Annotated in this window: 13 protein-coding genes; 7 read left to right on the top strand and 6 right to left on the bottom strand. The window is 66.3% G+C overall.

Annotated elements, in window-relative coordinates; all coding sequences use genetic code 11:
• Window positions 1–6 precede the first annotated feature (6 nt).
• The 5 genes from PPZ50_RS18825 to PPZ50_RS18805 form a co-directional block, all read right to left on the bottom strand.
• The gene (locus tag PPZ50_RS18825; RefSeq protein WP_066694014.1) at window positions 7–1,065 is read right to left on the bottom strand and encodes a glycoside hydrolase family 130 protein; all 1,059 of its coding nucleotides are present in this window, start codon (window positions 1,063–1,065) and stop codon (window positions 7–9) included.
• Window positions 1,066–1,074: 9 nt separating this feature from the next.
• Window positions 1,075–1,914: a carbohydrate ABC transporter permease gene (locus tag PPZ50_RS18820; RefSeq protein WP_066694018.1), complete on the bottom strand. Its 840-nt coding sequence runs from the start codon at window positions 1,912–1,914 to the stop codon at window positions 1,075–1,077.
• Window positions 1,911–2,810: a carbohydrate ABC transporter permease gene (locus tag PPZ50_RS18815; protein WP_066694023.1), complete on the bottom strand. Its 900-nt coding sequence runs from the start codon at window positions 2,808–2,810 to the stop codon at window positions 1,911–1,913. The genes PPZ50_RS18820 and PPZ50_RS18815 overlap by 4 nt, the downstream gene beginning before the upstream one ends.
• A 220-nt stretch (window positions 2,811–3,030) precedes the next feature.
• Complete coding sequence (locus PPZ50_RS18810) at window positions 3,031–4,314, bottom strand: ABC transporter substrate-binding protein (protein ID WP_066694026.1); 1,284 nt, start codon at window positions 4,312–4,314, stop codon at window positions 3,031–3,033.
• On the bottom strand, window positions 4,311–5,579 hold the full coding sequence (locus tag PPZ50_RS18805) for a hypothetical protein (protein ID WP_066694031.1): 1,269 nt from the start codon (window positions 5,577–5,579) through the stop codon (window positions 4,311–4,313). The genes PPZ50_RS18810 and PPZ50_RS18805 overlap by 4 nt, the downstream gene beginning before the upstream one ends.
• Before the next feature lie 133 nt (window positions 5,580–5,712).
• On the opposite strand from PPZ50_RS18805, the gene PPZ50_RS18800 reads away from it, so the two are divergent.
• The 5 genes from PPZ50_RS18800 (at window position 5,713) to PPZ50_RS18780 (ending at window position 12,563) form a co-directional block, all read left to right on the top strand.
• Window positions 5,713–6,789 (top strand): LacI family DNA-binding transcriptional regulator, encoded by a 1,077-nt coding sequence (locus PPZ50_RS18800; RefSeq protein WP_066694033.1) that lies wholly within the window; start codon window positions 5,713–5,715, stop codon window positions 6,787–6,789.
• Window positions 6,786–7,862 (top strand): ABC transporter ATP-binding protein, encoded by a 1,077-nt coding sequence (locus PPZ50_RS18795; RefSeq protein WP_066694035.1) that lies wholly within the window; start codon window positions 6,786–6,788, stop codon window positions 7,860–7,862. Before PPZ50_RS18800 ends, PPZ50_RS18795 begins: the two co-directional genes overlap by 4 nt.
• A 579-nt stretch (window positions 7,863–8,441) precedes the next feature.
• Window positions 8,442–8,627 carry a hypothetical protein gene (locus PPZ50_RS18790; protein WP_066694036.1) on the top strand — a complete coding sequence of 62 codons (186 nt, stop codon included), beginning with the start codon at window positions 8,442–8,444 and terminating at the stop codon, window positions 8,625–8,627.
• Window positions 8,628–8,813: 186 nt separating this feature from the next.
• Window positions 8,814–9,584: a DUF3800 domain-containing protein gene (locus tag PPZ50_RS18785; RefSeq protein ID WP_066694084.1), complete on the top strand. Its 771-nt coding sequence runs from the start codon at window positions 8,814–8,816 to the stop codon at window positions 9,582–9,584.
• 267 nt (window positions 9,585–9,851) lie between these two features.
• Window positions 9,852–12,563, top strand: a complete 2,712-nt coding sequence (locus PPZ50_RS18780) for a TonB-dependent receptor (protein WP_066694039.1) — start codon at window positions 9,852–9,854, stop codon at window positions 12,561–12,563.
• 197 nt (window positions 12,564–12,760) lie between these two features.
• Here the strand turns inward: PPZ50_RS18780 and PPZ50_RS18775 are convergent, their stop codons facing one another.
• The gene (locus PPZ50_RS18775) at window positions 12,761–13,165 is read right to left on the bottom strand and encodes a MerR family transcriptional regulator (RefSeq protein WP_066694042.1); all 405 of its coding nucleotides are present in this window, start codon (window positions 13,163–13,165) and stop codon (window positions 12,761–12,763) included.
• 95 nt (window positions 13,166–13,260) lie between these two features.
• Here PPZ50_RS18775 and PPZ50_RS18770 point away from each other — a divergent pair, with 95 nt between their 5' ends.
• Together PPZ50_RS18770 and PPZ50_RS18765 are read left to right on the top strand one after the other, a co-directional pair.
• Window positions 13,261–14,394: a thiolase family protein gene (locus PPZ50_RS18770; RefSeq protein WP_066694087.1), complete on the top strand. Its 1,134-nt coding sequence runs from the start codon at window positions 13,261–13,263 to the stop codon at window positions 14,392–14,394.
• Window positions 14,394–16,709, top strand: coding sequence for a 3-hydroxyacyl-CoA dehydrogenase/enoyl-CoA hydratase family protein (locus PPZ50_RS18765; RefSeq protein ID WP_066694044.1), 2,316 nt, complete (start codon window positions 14,394–14,396; stop codon window positions 16,707–16,709). Before PPZ50_RS18770 ends, PPZ50_RS18765 begins: the two co-directional genes overlap by 1 nt.
• Window positions 16,710–16,863: the final 154 nt, after the last annotated feature.

Raw genomic sequence — 16,863 nt, 5'->3', positions numbered from 1 at the left:
CGTGCATCACAGCCCCATCGCCTGCCAGAGTTTCCCCAGGGAAACCGTGCCGAGCGCCATCACCCGGTCGGCCCCCCCATAATAGACGCGCAGTTCGTCGCCCTCGACCAGCGCGCCGCAACTGAACACGACCTGGTCGAAAAAGCCGGAGACTTCATAGGGTTCGACCGGCTCGGCCAGCGGCTGTGCAAGCCGCGCGACGATCACGCGCGGGTCGTCGCGGTTGAGTAGCAGCGCCCCGAGGCTGTAGCGCTGCTTCGCATCGACGCCGTGATAGATTTGCAGCCAGCCCTTGTCGGTCTCGATCATCTGCGCACCACCGCCGATCTTCATCGCCTCCCACCCATCGCCGCTGCGTCCGCACAGGTGGCGATGGTCACCCCAGTGGAGCAGGTCGGGCGACTTGGCGATCCAGATTTCGGGCGTGCCGAGGTGCAGCGGCGCGGGGCGGTGCAGGCACCAGTAATGGCCGCCGATCCGCCGGGGGAACAGGCACACGTCGCGATTGTCGGGGGCATGGATGATGCCCAGACGCTCGACCGACACGAAATCGTCGGTGACCGCCAGCGCGGTCGCGATGCCGAGGTCGGACACCGCGGTATAGTTGATGTACCACCGCCCCTCGATCACCGTGATCCGCGCATCCTCGCACCCGAAACGCTCGCTGCGGTTGGCGGGAAACAGGAAGGGCGCGTCGTCGACTACGAAGGTCGCGCCGTCGCTGCTGCGCGCGAGGCGAAGGTGCGACAGCGAGGTCAGGAACACCTCGCGCGGGTCGGCGCGGGAGCGCACCATGCGCGGATCGCTGAAATCATAGGCCGGATCGTCGCGGCGGAAGCTGCGGGTGGTGCAGCCCCATGCGCCGCCTGCCTCCTCCAGCAGCGGCACGATCACCGTGTCGGGATCGTCGGCGATCACGCTTTCGGCGACGCGGACGAGCAGGATCGTCTCCTCGCCATAGCGGGTGACGCCGGCGTTGAACGTGCCGTCGATCCGCCAGCCCGGACGGCTCGGGCGCACGGTTTCGGGCGCGACGATGGGGTTGCGCGGACTACGCTGTAGCATGGGGGCGTCCTATTTGAGCGAGAGCGACATGCCTTGCAGGAAATGCCGCCGGAAAAGGAGGAAGAGCAGGACCAGCGGCAGCGTCTGCAACACCGCGCCGGCCATCACCGGCCCGGCATAGCCGCCATATTGCTTGCTGAACGTCGCCAGCAGCACCGACAGCGGCATGCGGTCGGTGTCCGAAATCGCGATCAGCGGCCACAGGAAATTGTCCCACGTGCCGGTAAAGGTGAACAGCGCGACGATCGCGATGATCGATTTGTTGAGCGGCACGACGATCTTCGTCACCGTCTGCCACAGGCTCGCGCGGTCGAGCCGGGCGGCGTCGAAATATTCCTCGGGCATCGTCCTGAACGACTGCGCCATCATCCAGATGCCCCATCCCGACATCATCGACGGCAGGATCAGCGCCCACAGGCTGTTGAGCAGGCCCATTTCCTTGACGAGCACGAACAGCGGCAGGATGAACATGCTGGTCGGGATGACCATCTGCAGCAGCAGGAAATCGCCGAACATCTTACGCCCCGGAAACCGCATCCGCGCGAGCGCAAACGCGATGAAGCCCGAGGTCAGCAGCACCGATGCGGTCACGGTCAGCGTCACCAGCGCCGAGATGCCGAGCGCCCCCAGGAACGGCCGGTCGAGCTTGTCAGCGGTCGCCAGCAGGAAGGCGAAATTGTCGAGGGTGAAGTCCCCTTCGAACAGGGCGGTGTTATAGATCTGCGCGTCGGGTTTGAGCGACGCGGCGACCATCCAGGCGAAGGGATAGAGCCAGGTCAGCGCCAGCGCATAGATGGCGATGGTCGCGATCCATCCGCCCACGCTGCGTTTGGCAAGGAACGCCTTCATGCCAGCACGACCTTTCGTTCGAACAGCCGCCGGGCGAGCTGGACCAGACCATAGGTAACGAGGGCGACGACGATGCTCATCATCGCCGCATGGCTCGGCTGCAACCGCCGGAACGCGGTTTCGTAGATCATCATCTGCGGCGTCGACGTGCTGTCGCTGGGGCCGCCGCCGGTGATGATGAACGGTTCGGTGAACAGGCCAAACGATACGAGGATCGCAAAGGTCAGCACCATCATCAGCTGCGGATTCATCATCGGCAGCGTGATCCGCGTCAGCCGCGTCCACGGCCCGGCATGGTCGAGCCGGGCGGCGTCGTAGATTTCCTTCGGGATCGCCAGCAGCCCCGAATAGAGGATCAGCCCATAATAGCCGACGAACTTCCACGCGACGACCAGCGCGATCGCCAGCATCGCCAGCGTCGGATCGTTGGTCCACGGCACCCGCACGCCGAAATTGTCGAACAGCATCGTGTTGAACGGTCCGGTCGAGCTGAACACCTTGGCGAACACCAAAGACAGCGCGACGCCCGACGACACGTTCGACAGCAGGAAGCAGAGCGCCACGAACCCCTTGCCGCGCCCGACATGCCGCAACCCGAACGCGACGACCAGCGCGCCGCCGAACGCGATTGGCAGATAGAAGCCGAGGAACCGCACCACATTCCACAGCGATTGCAGGAATTGCGGGTCCTGCAGCGTCATCAGCAGGTTGCGTGCCCCCGTGAACACGGGTTCGTCGAAGAAGCGCCACTGCGTCACCGACAGCTTGGCCAGCCAGAAGAACGGATAGGCCCAGAAGACAGCGGTGAAGAGCAGATAGGCACCGGCCAGCGACAGCCCGATGACGGCCTCGCGCGACCATGGCGCGCGTTGCTTCGTTGACGGGAGCTTTCTCAACAAGAGGCACCTCCTGTCCCGACCGTTGGGAAACCTTGATGAAGGTCGGCCGCTTCGCCGCGCACTTGCCGTACCCCCGCGCAGGCGGGGGTCCAGAGCCAAGCAAAATAAAGGCTTACGACCGGTGCCCTGGACCCCCGCCTGCGCGGGGGTACGGTACGCGGCTGTGGTCGGGACTTCCGCAAAGCTCCCGCCGCGCGCGACACGGGTTCGCCTGTCCTCATGCCTGCACCTCCAGCATTCGGTCGGTCCGCGCGACGGCATCGGCAAGGGCAGCGGCGGGGCGGGCGCTGCCCAGCATCAGCGGTTCGACCAGGCGCGCGCTCATGATCTTCTGGATATCGATGGTATGTTCGGACAGCGCCGGCGGCCGCGCGGTCGCGACATTGGCGGCATAGGCGCGGGCGATGGCGTTGCCGCGATAATAACCGGCAAAGGCGGGGTTGGTCAGCAGGTCGTCGCGTGCCGGGGACAGGCCGGTGCGCTGCAACCACAACAGGTTCAGCGCCTCCTCGCCCAGCGCCCAGGACAGGAAGGCGAAGGCCTCGCGCTGCACCCGGCTGCTGCGAAAGATCACCGCACCCTTGCTGTCGGAAAAGGTCGAGGCTGGCAGGGGGCCGACCGCCGGGGCGATCATCGGCCCGACCGCGATCCGCTCCAGCGTCTCGGGATAGATGTTGGCGAACCGCTCGACATCCCACGGGCCCCGCACCGCGCCGGCGGCGAGGCCGGACACCAGCGGCTCCTCGGCATCGAAGTCGAGCGCGGTCCAGCCCTGCCGGTACATGCGGTCAATGAAGCCCGCCGCCTGAAGACCGGACGCATTGTCATAGAGCGCATGGTTGCCCGCCAGATAGGGCTGCCCCCCGCTGGCGGCGTAATAATAGGAGATATAATCGAACCAGCGATCCTGCCACGCGCGCCCGGCGATCACCTGCATCCCGTAGCGCGACTGGCGCACGGCATAGGCTTCGCAGAAGCGATAGACGTCGGCATAGGTTTTCGGCGGTTCGCCCAGCCCATGCTGGTCGAGCAGGTCGGCGCGCCACCACAACAGCGTCGGGCTGGAATAGATCGGCAGCGCGGGCACCTGTCGCCCCTGCGTCCACCCGGCCATGATCGTGGCCATGTGCCGCCGCTCGACCAGCGCATCATAGCCCGGCATCGTCGCGAGATCGACGACCTGCCCGAGCGCGGCGAGCTGCACCGCAAAGCCCGAAAAGACGTTGGTGCACAGATCGGGTTCGGTGCCGGCGACCAGTGCCGACAGCACGGTATCCTCCGAATTGCCGGCGGTGGGAATGGTGGTGAAGTCGACCGGCAGGCCGAGGCGCTCAGCATTCCAGCGCGCGACGGCGATCTTCCAGAAGCTCTCCTCCGCCGCATTGGGCGCGATCCATAACAGGATGCGGTCGGTGCGCTTCTCCGCCTTGCGTCCTCCGCAGCCGGTGAGCAGCGCCGCACCGCCGAGCGTCATCAGCAGGGCATCGCGCCGGGTGGTCATGGCAGCGGCGTGCCCGACAGGACGGTGAGCGCAAACAGCCCCTCGATGGTCGATTCCGCGCCGGAATTGGGGTTGATCTGCCCCGCGGCGACGATGCCGTCATAGGTCCGCCCGGTCGCGGGGTCGTAGACCGGGCGGTTGGCATCGTTGACGCCGGTGAACCAGCGGCCGAGCGCGGTCGCGGTGGTGCGATAGCGCGCCTTGCCGGTCTGGCGATGGGCTTCGGTCGCGGCGAGGATCATCGGGGCGAGGCCATAGGCGATCTGCGGGAAACGCTGTTGGTCGCGCGCTACATATCCCTTGTCCGTCCGCGCCACGGTGAAGGACGACCGCATGCCGGTACGCAGCAGGTACGGGTAGAAATGATCGACCTCCCGAAGCGCGCTTTCGGTGAAGTCGGGTCGGTTCAGCGCCTTGCCGGCGCGCAGCAGCGCATAGGCCTGCACATTGCCCCAGGCATGCCACTGATTGCGCCAGCTGAGATGCACGCCATGGGGGAAGCGCTTGGCGTCGCCCGCCTGCATCTGGACCAGACCGTCACCGATCCGGCCGATCAGCGCGCGGGTCGCCGGGTCCTTGGTACGAGTGTAGTGGGGGAGCAGGCCGAGCAGCGCGGTCGATCCGGCATCGGCGCCGGACTCCAGCGGCAGCCAGATGGGCACGATCAGGTTGGCGACGCGGACGGTCCCGTTGGCGGCAACGGGCAGGTCGCGCTCGAGGTTCGCGACCAGTCGGTCGGCGGCCGCGCGGGCGCGCTTCGCGGTGTCGGGGGAGAGGTGGGGCAGGGCGGCCTCCAGCCCCCAGAGCGCGCGGAGCGACCACCAGTTCAGCTCGGCCAGCGAGGTGCGGTATTCGCGGTTGATCCGGCCGTCGCCCCACAGGAAATTGTGGAAATAGCCGTTCTCCGCCTGCATCTTCAGGACGAAGCGGGTCAGCATCTCGATCTGGTGGCGGCGCTTCGCGTCGGGAGCGCCGGCGGCGAGCAGGACGATCCCGCGCGCCACATCGTCGACGCAGGTATAGCCCTCGCGCGGTTCGATGGCGAAGCGATAGTCGGGCGCCTCGCTGTAGATATGCAGGATGCCGACCCGTTCGCCGTCCAGATCGCGTTCGGCGTAGAGATGGTCGAAGTGTGCGAAGGTTACGCGTAACGACGATTGTTCGGCCGCTGCAATCGTTTGCGGGCGGGCGAGGGCCGGCGATGGGGCGAGCAGGGCCAGCGCCAATAGGAACGCGGCGCGGGGGGTGTTCGGCTTGGCGGCCATGTGCCGGTCGCTCCTCTCCATCGTCCCCGTTTGCCGGGTGGCGTGTTTATCGTTAAACATTGGTGGTTGCGGCTGTCAAGGTGGCGGGTTAGTGGTCGGGAAAGACGGTGGAACCACCACCCGGAGAGGAACCATGGCCCGCGCGAAACGTGCCACGTTGAAATCGATCGCGTCCGATCTGGGCGTCACCCATACGTCGGTGTCGAATGCGTACAACAACCCGGCCAAGGTGTCGGCGGCGCTGCGCGACCGGATCCTCGCCCATGCGGCGGAAGTTCACTATGAGGGGCCGAACCCGGCGGCGCGCTCGCTCAGGACCGGGCGGTGCGGCGCGATCGGGGTGCTGTTCAACGACCAGCTGAGCTATGCTTTCACCGACGCGCACGACATCGCGTTCCTGCGCGGCATATCGTCGGTGTGCGAGGAGGAGGGCGCCAACATCGTCCTGATTCCGCTCAAGGACAAGCATCCCGAACGGTTGGACAATCTGACCGCGATCGTCGACGGATACATACTGAACGCGCCGTACAAGAGCCATCCGACGATCCGCAAGGCGCTGGCGCGCGGGCTGCCGACGGTGGTCGTGGACTTCGACGCGCCGCAATTGCCGAGCGTGCTGACCAACGACCGCGAGATGATGCGCAGCGTCGTTTCGCACCTGATCGACCTTGGCCATCGCAACATCGCCATCGTCACCTTTCCGTGGTCGCAGGACCATGGCGAGCTGTTCGCGCTCGACCGCGACGTGTCGGACGAGAATCATGTGGTACACGAACGCGTGCTCGGCTGCCGCGACGCGTTCGATGCGGCGGGCGTGCCGGCCAAGGGCATCCTCGTGTGCGAGACGCCGAACGACGAGGAGGGCGGCGCGCGGGCAGTCGACCGGCTGCTCCGGCGGCAGCACGACCTGACCGCGATGGTCTGCTTCTCCGACCGATTGGCCTATGGCGTCATGGCGCGGTGCGATGCGCTGGGGCTGTCGGTGCCGCGGCGCATGTCGGTGACCGGCTATGACGGGATCGACCCGCCCGGCCGCCCGCGCGAGGGGTTGCGGTTGACCACCGTCCGGCAGAACGCCTTCGAGAAAGGCCGCCGCGCCGCCGAAGCCCTGCTGCGCGAACCGGGCAAGGCCGGATCGCCGATCCGCATCGCCGCCGAATTCGTGGGCGGCGACAGCAGCGCCGCCGCATGGGAGCTGGAAACCGAATGAGCGCATTGCAGCTTCAGGGGCTGACCAAATCCTATGACGGGGTCGACACGATCCGTGGCATCGACCTGGACGTCGCGGCGGGCGAGTTCGTCGTGCTGGTCGGGTCGTCGGGCTGCGGCAAGTCGACCGTGCTCAGGATGATCGCGGGGCTTGAGACGGTCAGCGGCGGGCAGATTCGCATCGGCGGGCGCGACGTGACGCGGGTGCCGGCGTCGGACCGCGGCGTGGCGATGGTGTTCCAGTCCTATGCGCTGTACCCGCACATGACAGTCGGTGAGAATTTGAGCTTCGGTCTCAAGAATATGCGGGTGGCCAAGGCGACCATCGCCGAACAGGTCGCCCATGCCGCGCAGGTGCTCGAACTGGACGCGCTGCTCGACCGGATGCCCAACCAGCTGTCGGGCGGGCAGCGGCAACGGGTGGCGATCGGCCGCGCGATCGTGCGCAATCCCGACCTCTTCCTGTTCGACGAGCCGCTGTCGAACCTCGACGCCGATCTCAGGGTACGGATGCGGCACGAACTGGCCGCGCTCCACCGGCGTCTGGGCGCGACGATGATCTATGTGACGCACGATCAGGTCGAGGCGATGACGCTGGCCGACCGCCTCGTGATCCTCGACAAAGGGCGGATCGCGCAGGTCGGCACCCCGCTGGAAGTGTATGACCGGCCGGCCAATGTCTTCACCGCCGGCTTCATCGGCAGCCCGCGGATCAACCTGTTCGACGCGGTGGTGGTCGGGCGCGAGGGGGGCGTGACCCTGTTCGACATGGCCGGGGGTTTGCGCGTCGGATCGGCCCGGGGGGCGGCGCTGGCGGTGGGCGCGCGGGCGACGCTGGGGCTGCGGCCCGAACATGTGACGCTGACGGGCGGTGGCGACGCCCTGGCGCTGCCGATGGCGATCGAGGCGGTCGAGGCACTGGGCCATTCGACCTATCTCTATGGCGCGCTGCCGTCGGGCGATGCGTTCCGCGCGAAGCTGGACGGGCATCATGCGGTAGCGGACGCGATCACGCTCCATGCCGATCCGGCGCGGATGCTGGTGTTCGATGGGGACGGCAACGCGGTCGATTGAGGCGGTGTCGGGCCGGGTTTGATTCACGCGGAGGCGCGGAGGGCGCGGCCTTTCGCGTCTTCGTCGGCGTCGGGGTAGAAGAAGGTTAGATTTCGGGCAGAGGCGCAGAGGCGCGGAGGGGTTGCGTTTGTTGCCACCGCGCACGATCGGCAGACGACTGCACCCGCTGTCGGCAAGGGCGAGGCCGCTGGCGCGGGTAAGGTGGCCCCGGACGCACCCTCTCCGCGCCTCTGCGCCTCTGCGCGAAATCTAACCTTCTGCTTCTTCTTCGCGCCTCCGCGCCTCCGCGCCTCCGCGTGAACCCTGCAACCGAAGCCGCTATTCGACCCGCTGGTTACACCCGCCAGCACGTGAACGCACCCGGCAGCTTCGGCCAAGCGCGCGGCATGATAAGGCGAGACATCGACCGCCAAGAACCGCGGCGGAAGGCCTGGCACATGGAAAAACAGGCTGAAACGCCTTTGTCGGACGATCGGTTCCATCTTAACCAATTGATAGTCGGGCCAGGCTATGATTTAGCCACGCAGGCGGCGGGCCGGGGGGCAGCCGCACGATGCAGGCACAAGGATCTGGCGCGCGATGGTCGAGACGGCGGTGTTCACTTACGGGTTGCTGGCCAGCTTCGTGCTGTCGGCCGCCTCGCACAACAAGCGCGCCCAGCGCCCGAACCCGGCGATCATGAACTATATCGGCTATGTCCTGTTCGGCATGTCGGTGGCGGCGGCGGTGCTGCTGACCGGTTATGCGCTGTGGGAGCTGATCTGAGGCTGTAGCGGTCGACGTCGTTCGATTTGGGGCGAATCTTGCCATTCTGGCAATGGTGCCTATATTGCACCGCAAGCTGGGAGTGCTGATTCGTTGGTGCGCTGAACGATTGTTTCACCTGGCTTACCGATTTCGGCAGTTGCAGGGCGGGTCTTTCGGGGCCCGCTTTTTTTTCGGGATGTGGCCGTGCACCTGCTCTACCTCGATGAATCCGGGCACGCCCATGACCCGAGCACGCAGTTTTTCGTACTCGCCGGGTTCAGCGTCTTCGAGCGCCAGACCCATTGGCTGGAAGGGCAGATCGATCCGGTCGCGGCGCGCTTCAGTGCGACCGATCCGCGCAGCATCGAATTTCACGGAAGCCCGATGCGCGGCGGGCAGGGCGACTGGAAAGGCGTTCCGCCGCAGGACCGGGTGCAGGCAGTCGTCGACATTCTGAACCTGCTATCCGACCGGCAACTCAAGCTGCGCGTTTACGCCTGCGTCATCGAAAAGGCGCTGATGAACCCGGAGGACATTCTGGCGACGGCGTTCGAGGACGTCGCGACCTGTTTCGACGGCTATCTGCGATCGCTGTACCAGCAGGGAAATCCGCAACGGGGGATCGTGATCCTCGACAAGAGCAATTACGAAGAGAAGATCCAGTCGCTGTCGCATGTCTTCAAGCATGTCGGTCATGCCAGCGGCCAGTTGCGGAACTTCGCCGAGGTGCCGCTCTTCCTCGACTCCAAGGCGTCGCGCCTGATCCAGATGGCCGATCTGATCGCCTATTGGATATTCCGCCATTTTCAATCGGGCGATTCGCGCGGCTATGATCTCATCCGGCCGTATTTTGCCCGATTCGGTCCGACGGGCGCCGGGGGTTCGGGATTGAAGGAACGGATCGCGCCGGCGACCGCCGCACGGCTCGCATCGTTGGGGCCGCCCGCGCATCCCTTCCCACGCCCGACCGTTTGAAGGCGAGCGACACGCGCCCGTTCGCGACGCTCCGGCATGCAGCGCGACCCGGGTCGCGTCCGGGATGACGGCGATGCCGCAGTCTCCACGACATGACCCGGGACAGGGACGCCGGCGAAGGCATCCATCCGGTGCCCCGACCCCCACGGTACGCCACCGCACAAGACCGCTTGCCGCGCGGTTGGTTGATCGTTAAACCTCCTCAATCTTCCGGATGATGGCCGCACGAACGGCTGCGACGCGGAAGCGATAGGGAGAGGATACGGCATGTCATCCGTGAAGCGGTTCCGCTTGCTCAGCCTGGCCGGGTCGGCCATTTTGCTCGCCACCACGCCCGCGCTGGCGCAGGTACCCGCCCAGACCGCGCCGCCACCGCCGACCGCGCCCGATGGCGCGGTGCAGGATGCGTCGGTGGCGAGCGAGGAGGGTGACATCGTCGTCACCGGCCTGCGCGAGAGCTTGCGGCGGGCGACGGATATCAAACGTAACGCCGACAATATCGTCGATTCGATCGTCGCCGACGATATCGGCAAGCTGCCCGACCAGAATATCGCCGAGGCGATCCAGCGTATTCCCGGCGTCACCATTTCACGCGACAACGGCGAAGGCCAGTTCATCACCGTGCGGGGCCTGGGTCCGGCGTTCAGCAGCGCGCTGTACAATGGCCGCATCCTCGCGACTGAGAATCAGGGGCGCGAGTTCAGTTTCGACATATTGCCCGCCGAGCTGATCAACCGGGTCGATGTGTCGAAGACGCCGACCGCGTCGCAGATCGAGGGCGGAATCGCCGCGACGGTCGACATGTACACCGCGCGCCCGTTCGATTTCAAAGAGGGCAAGATCGCGCTGTCGGCGCAGGCCAATTACGACAAATTGCGCGGGCAGTTCTCGCCGCAATTTTCAGGCCTGCTCAGCAAGACGTTCGGCGACGGCGATTTCGGCATCCTCGGCGCCTTTTCGTACATCGACCGCAAGATCGAGGGGAAGCGCATCTTCACCGACGGGTGGGAGGCGAACCAGTCGCTCGACCTGAACAGGGACGGCACGCCCGAATTTCGCGGGGTGTCGATCCCGACCTATGTCGAATGGGGCACCAACCGCACCAGTCGCAAGCGGATGTCGGGCCTGCTCACCGCGCAGTGGCGGGCGAGCGACGCGCTGCTGTTTACGCTGGACGGCCTCTATTCGAAGCTGGACGTGAACGACGATAACAAGGTGTTCTTCGTCTATGGCGGCCCCGGCGACGTGACCGCGGCGACGGTCGACCAGAACAATACCGTCACCAGCTATACCGGCATCGCGTCGGGGCCGATGTTCACCAACCAGATTCGCCCGCGCCTTGCGACGACGTATCAGGCGGGCGCGAACCTGGCGTGGACTCCGTCCGACCGGTTGACCGGCACGGTCGACTTTTCGTGGTCGAAGGCGACCGACGATACCGGCGGCAACCAGGCGTGGTTCGAAAGCAACCTGGCGACGCCCAGCTATTCGCCCGCCGGCGTCAAGTTCGCGATCGGGCCGACGGGGATGCCGGTCTATACGGGCCTCGGCAACATTCTCGACACGTCGAACGCGCGCGCCGGGTTCCTGACCTATGAGGGCGTCAGCGTCGAGGACGAGATTTATCAGGGCAATACGAACCTGAAATGGAATGTCGACAGCGGCATCCTCCGGCGGATTTCGGGGGGCTTCAACTTTTCGGACCGCAAGAAATCGCGCTTTTCGTTCAAGACCCCCGATGCGCTGCAATGCCTGTATTGCGGGGCCGGGGTGTCGATCCCGTCGAGTGTGTTCACCGGCACGGCGGATGCGACCAACTTCCTCGGCACCGGCATGTTCGAGAGCGCGTACCCGACCTATGCCGCCGCCGACCTCGCGAAATATCTGCTGAGCGATGCGGCGATCAACCAGCTGGCGAACCCGGCGGCGGCGCGCGCGGCGCTGGCGGCCAATGGCGGCGGCTTCGGCGTGATCCCGGTGCCGGGTAACAGCGGATCGGCGCAGGAGCGGACCATCGGCGGCTATGTCGAGGCATCGTTCGGCGGCGATTTCGGCTCGCGGCCGTGGAGCGGCAATATCGGGCTGCGCTATACCCGCACCGAGGTGACGTCGCGCGGGTTCGGGCAGGAGATATTGGGCTTCACCACGCCGGCGGGCGGGGGCGATCCGATCGTCAACCTGTCCAACCCGCAGCCGATCAGCGAGCAGGGGTCGTACAGCCAGCTGCTGCCGAGCGCGAACTTCAAGCTGGACGTGTTCGAGGATGTCGTGTTCCAGGCGGCGGTCGCCAAGACGCTGACCCGCGCGACGCTCAGCGACCTGCTGCTAATCCGCAACATCAACCCGCGGCCGCGCGAACGGGCGATCACCGACGGCAATCCCGGCCTCGAACCGATGATCGGGTGGAATTACGATGCGGCGCTGACCTGGTATCTCGACCGCTCCAGCTTCCTGAGCGTCGCGCTGTTCGCCAAGGACCTGAGCAACATCTCCGAATCGGTGACGACGACGATCCAGGTGCAGGGCCTCGATTTCCGGCGGACGCGGCCGGAAAATGTCGGCAGCCGCAGCTACAAGGGCATCGAGTTTTCAGGCCAGTACACCTTTACCGGGCTGCCCGAACCGCTCGACGGGCTGGGCGTGCAGGCGAATATCAGCCTCGTCGATCCTGACGCGACGACGTACAATGCGGTGGCCTTTTATGAGAAGGGGCCGCTGCAGGCGCGGATCGCGTATAACTGGCGCAACGCGTATCAGCAGACCGAACAGGGCAATCGCGGGCAGCCGGTGAATGTCGATGCGTACGGCATCTGGGACGCGAGCATCAACTATGCGGTCAACGACAAGCTGACGCTGTTCGCGCAGGGGCTCAACCTGTTCAACGAAAAGACGTTTCTGTATTCGGTGTACAAGGAGCGGGTGATCTCGTTCGAAACCTATGGCCCGCGCTACGCGCTGGGGGTTCGGTTGAATTTTTGAGGGGTTGGCCGAAGGGGGCGCTGTCGAAGAAGCGGGACCCCGGGTCAGGCCCGGGGTGACGTCGGTAGGTTTGGCGTATGTCGTCCGCTGCCCCGACCGTACCCCCGCGCAGGCGGGGGTCCAGAGCCACCGGCGGTATCGTGCGTTGCCCTGGATCCCCGCCTGCGCGGGGATACGGTTGGTGGTGGGGTTCCGCCCTACCGCGCCGACCGGCACAGATTGGCGCGGGCGGTCTGTTCGAGTTCCTCCAGTTCCGCCACCGTCTGTTCGAGCGCCTGGCGTTGCAGGTTCAGCGCGTCGATGCGGGTGCGGCAGCGGTCGGCAAGCGCGTGCATCTGTTCGTCGTTGCCCGCGTCGCTGCTGTAGAGATCGAGAAACTCCTGGATTTCGCGCAGGGTGAAGCCCAACCGTTTGCCGCGCAGGATCAGGCGCATCCGCACGATGTCGCGGTGGCTGTAGGCGCGGTTGTTGCCGACGCGGACCGGGTGGATCAGCCCCTTGTCTTCATACAGGCGAAGCGTGCGCGGGGTGATGCCCAGCGTGTCGGCGACGGCGTGGATGCCGCTCAGTTCACCATCCATCGCTGCGTCCCCGTCGGCCATTGCATCGCGTCCATCTACCCTATAGGTAACATAGCTATCCTATGGGGCATATGTCCATGGCAGACATGGACCGACATTCGGGAAGGATCGCGTCGATGAAGGCCGTAATCGCAGGCTATGTTCGTTCTCCCTTTCATCTGGCGGGCAAGGGCGCGCTGGCGCGGGTGCGGCCCGAGGATCTGGCGGCGCAGGTCGTGCGCGGGCTGATCGAGCGCACCGGCGTCGATGCGGCGGAAATCGAGGACGTGGTAATGGGTTGCGCCTTTCCCGAAGGGGAACAGGGCTTCAACGTCGCGCGGATGGTGGCGCTGCTGGGCGACCTGCCGCTGTCGGTCGGCGGCATGACGGTGAACCGCTTCTGCGGATCGTCGATGAGCGCGATCCATATTGCCGCCGGGCAGATCGAGGTGGGGGCAGGCGAGGCGTTCATCTGCGCCGGCCTCGAATCGATGAGCCGGGTGCCGATGGGCGGCTACAACCCGCTGCCCAATCCGGCGCTCGCCGCCAAGAGCGCCGGCGCCTATATGGGCATGGGCGACACCGCCGAGAATGTCGCGACCCAGTATCAGATCACCCGTGACGAACAGGACGCCTTCGCCGTCGCCAGCCAGCGCAAGGCCGCCGCCGCGCGCAGCGAAGGCCGGCTCGCGCAAGAAATCATCCCGATCCAGACCAAGGGCGGGGTGGTCAGCGAGGACGGCACCATCCGCCCCGACACCACCACCGAGGCATTGTCGGGCCTGAAGCCCGCCTTCCGGCAGGACGGGTCGGTCACCGCCGGCACCTCGTCGCCGCTGACCGATGGGGCGAGTGCGGTGCTGGTGACGTCGGAGGAGTTCGCGACGAAGCATGGGCTGACCATCCTCGCCCGGATCAAGTCGATCGGCATTTCGGGCTGCGCGCCCGAGACGATGGGCCTCGGCCCGATCGGCGCGTCGAAAAAGGCGCTGGAGCGCGCGGGGCTGAGCGTCAGCGATATCGATGTGGTCGAGATCAACGAGGCGTTCGCGGCGCAGGCGATCGCCTGCATCCGCGATCTCGGCATCAAGGACGAGGCGATCAACCTCGACGGCGGGGCGATCGCGATCGGGCATCCGCTGGGCGCGACCGGCGCGCGGATCGTCGGCAAGGCGGCGGCGCTGCTGGCGCGCGAGGGCAAGCGCTATGCGCTGGCGACCCAGTGCATCGGCGGCGGGCAGGGCATCGCCACCGTGCTGGAGCGCGCATGATGGACACGGCGATCCGCAAGGTCTGCGTCATCGGCGCAGGGGTGATGGGGGCGGGCATCGCTGCGCATGTCGCCAATGCCGGGGTGCCGGTGCTGCTGCTCGATATCGCCAAGGACGGTCCCGACCGGGATGCGGTGGCGAAGGGTGCCGTCGCGCGCATGCTCAAGACCGATCCCGCGCCGTTCATGTCGAAATCGGCGGCGAAGCTGGTCGAAACCGGCAATATCGACGACCATCTCGACCGCATCGCCGAATGCGACTGGATCGTCGAGGCGATCGTCGAGCGACTGGATATCAAGCAGTCGCTCTATGCCCGGATCGAGGCGCTGAAGCGCCCCGGCACGGCGGTGTCGTCCAACACCTCGACCATCCCGCTCGACCATCTGGTCGCGGGACGCAGCGAGGGGTTCCGCGCCGATTTCCTCATCACCCATTTCTTCAATCCGCCGCGCTATATGCGGCTGATCGAGATCGTGCGGGGCAAGGATACCGACCCGGCGGTCGCGGGCAGGGTCGAGGATTTCGTCGACCGCAACCTCGGCAAGCGGATCGTGCGGGCGAAGGATACGCCGGGCTTCATCGCCAACCGCATCGGCACCTATTGGCTGGCGGTCGCGATCAACGCGGCGATGGATCTGGGGCTGACCGTCGAACAGGCCGACCAGATCGGGGGCCGGCCGATGGGCGTGCCCAAGACCGGCATCTTCGGGCTGGTCGATCTGGTCGGCATCGACCTGATGCCGCTCTTGTCCAAGAGCCTGACCGCGACCTTGCCGCAGGGCGATCCCTATTTCGACACGGTGCGGCCGATGCCGCTGGTCGACAAGATGATCGCGGAGGGGTTCACCGGCCGCAAGGGCAAGGGCGGTTTCTACCGCTTCGACAAGGCGACGCGGACCAAATATGCCATCGACCTCGCCACCGGCGAATATCGCGAACTGCAGACCCCCGCCGACCTGCCCGCCGATGCCGCGAAGGATCTGGGCAAGCTGATCGAACTGGAGGGGCCGTCGGGCGACTATGCCTGGGCGATCCTTGGGCGCGTGCTGCCCTATGCCGCGATGCTGGTGGGCGAGGCGGCCGACGATATCGTCGCGATCGATGATGCGATGAAGCTCGGCTATAACTGGAAATATGGCCCGTTCGAGCTGATCGACCGGATCGGCGCGGGCAAGCTGGCGGCGCGGCTACGGGCCGAAGGGCGTGCGGTGCCGGCGATCCTCGACACCGTGGGCGACCGGACATTCTACCGGGTCGAGGGCGGCCAGCGGCAATATCTGACGCGCGACGGCGCTTACGCCGATGTGGTGCGCGGCGAGGGCGTGCTGCTGCTCGAAGACGTCAAGCTGCGGTCGGAGCCGGTGCTGCGCAACGAATCGGCGGCCTTGTGGGACGTCGGCGACGGGGTCGTCTGCTTCGAGTTCACGGGCAAGAGCAACGCGCTCGACGACAAGGTGGTCGCGCTGCTGAACGAGACGATCGCGGTCGTGCGCGAGCGGTTCAAGGCGCTGGTACTCTACACCGATGCGGCGAATTTCTCGGTCGGGGCCAATCTGTTCCTTGCGCTGTGGGCGGTGAAGTCCGGCGCGTGGGAGCAGATCGAACAGATGATCGGCGGCGGGCAGGCCACGTTCAAGGCGCTGAAATACGCGCCCTTCCCGGTGGTCGCGGCGCCGGCCGGCATGGCGCTGGGCGGCGGGTGCGAGATTTCGCTGCATGCCGATGCGATCCAGGCGCATGCCGAAACCTATATGGGCCTGGTCGAGGCGGGCGCCGGCCTCGTCCCCGGATGGGGCGGACATGGCGAGTTGCTCGACCGGATCGCGAAGGCCAAGGGCACCCCGCGCGGGCCGATGCCGGCGGTGGGCGTCGCGTTCGAGACGATCTCGACCGCCAAGGTGTCCAAGTCGGCGGCCGAGGCGCGCGAGCTGCACTTCCTGCGGGCGTCGGACGGCATTACGATGAACCGCGACCGGTTGCTGGCCGATGCGAAGGCCAGGGCGCTGGCGCTGGTCGATGGGTACACGCCGCCCGAGCCGCCGGTGTATCGCCTGCCCGGCGAAAGCGGCCGGATCGCGATTGCCGATGTCGTGCGCGGGTTCCGGGCGAAGGGGCTGGCGACGCCCTATGACGAGGTCGTGTCGGGCCGCGTCGCCGAGGTGCTGACCGGCGGCGATACCGACATCATCGATGTCGTGACCGAAGAGGCGCTGCTGACGCTGGAGCGCCGTGTGTTCCTCGACGCGATGCGCGACACGCGGACGCAGGACCGGGTGACCCATGTGCTGCAGACGGGGAAGCCGCTCCGGAATTGATGGGCAGGGGTTCGCCCCCTGGTCCGACCGCCACCCCGGGCTTGATCCATCCAGAGTACCCCCGCGCAGGCGGGGGTCCAGGGTTCCGAACGCAGCGGTTGCGTTGCGTGGCTCTGGACCCCCGCCTGCGCGGGGGTACGGGCACGCTCTACCG

It is taken from the genome of Sphingomonas hankookensis (assembly GCF_028551275.1).
Classification (GTDB): domain Bacteria; phylum Pseudomonadota; class Alphaproteobacteria; order Sphingomonadales; family Sphingomonadaceae; genus Sphingomonas; species Sphingomonas hankookensis_A.
The sequence above is the reverse complement of the archived record's forward strand: the minus strand, read 5'-3'. Positions and strand labels throughout refer to the sequence as shown.

Bases quoted from the DNA above. Each gene is read 5' to 3' on its own strand.
- PPZ50_RS18790 (WP_066694036.1), top strand. From the start codon at position 8,442: ATGGTCGAGACGGCGGTGTTCACTTACGGGTTGCTGGCCAGCTTCGTG.
- PPZ50_RS18825 (WP_066694014.1), bottom strand. From the start codon at position 1,065: ATGCTACAGCGTAGTCCGCGCAACCCCATCGTCGCGCCCGAAACCGTG.
- PPZ50_RS18800 (WP_066694033.1), top strand. From the start codon at position 5,713: ATGGCCCGCGCGAAACGTGCCACGTTGAAATCGATCGCGTCCGATCTG.
- PPZ50_RS18780 (WP_066694039.1), top strand. From the start codon at position 9,852: ATGTCATCCGTGAAGCGGTTCCGCTTGCTCAGCCTGGCCGGGTCGGCC.
- PPZ50_RS18805 (WP_066694031.1), bottom strand. From the start codon at position 5,579: ATGGCCGCCAAGCCGAACACCCCCCGCGCCGCGTTCCTATTGGCGCTG.
- PPZ50_RS18770 (WP_066694087.1), top strand. From the start codon at position 13,261: ATGAAGGCCGTAATCGCAGGCTATGTTCGTTCTCCCTTTCATCTGGCG.
- PPZ50_RS18795 (WP_066694035.1), top strand. From the start codon at position 6,786: ATGAGCGCATTGCAGCTTCAGGGGCTGACCAAATCCTATGACGGGGTC.
- PPZ50_RS18810 (WP_066694026.1), bottom strand. From the start codon at position 4,314: ATGACCACCCGGCGCGATGCCCTGCTGATGACGCTCGGCGGTGCGGCG.
- PPZ50_RS18765 (WP_066694044.1), top strand. From the start codon at position 14,394: ATGGACACGGCGATCCGCAAGGTCTGCGTCATCGGCGCAGGGGTGATG.
- PPZ50_RS18820 (WP_066694018.1), bottom strand. From the start codon at position 1,914: ATGAAGGCGTTCCTTGCCAAACGCAGCGTGGGCGGATGGATCGCGACC.
- PPZ50_RS18775 (WP_066694042.1), bottom strand. From the start codon at position 13,165: ATGGCCGACGGGGACGCAGCGATGGATGGTGAACTGAGCGGCATCCAC.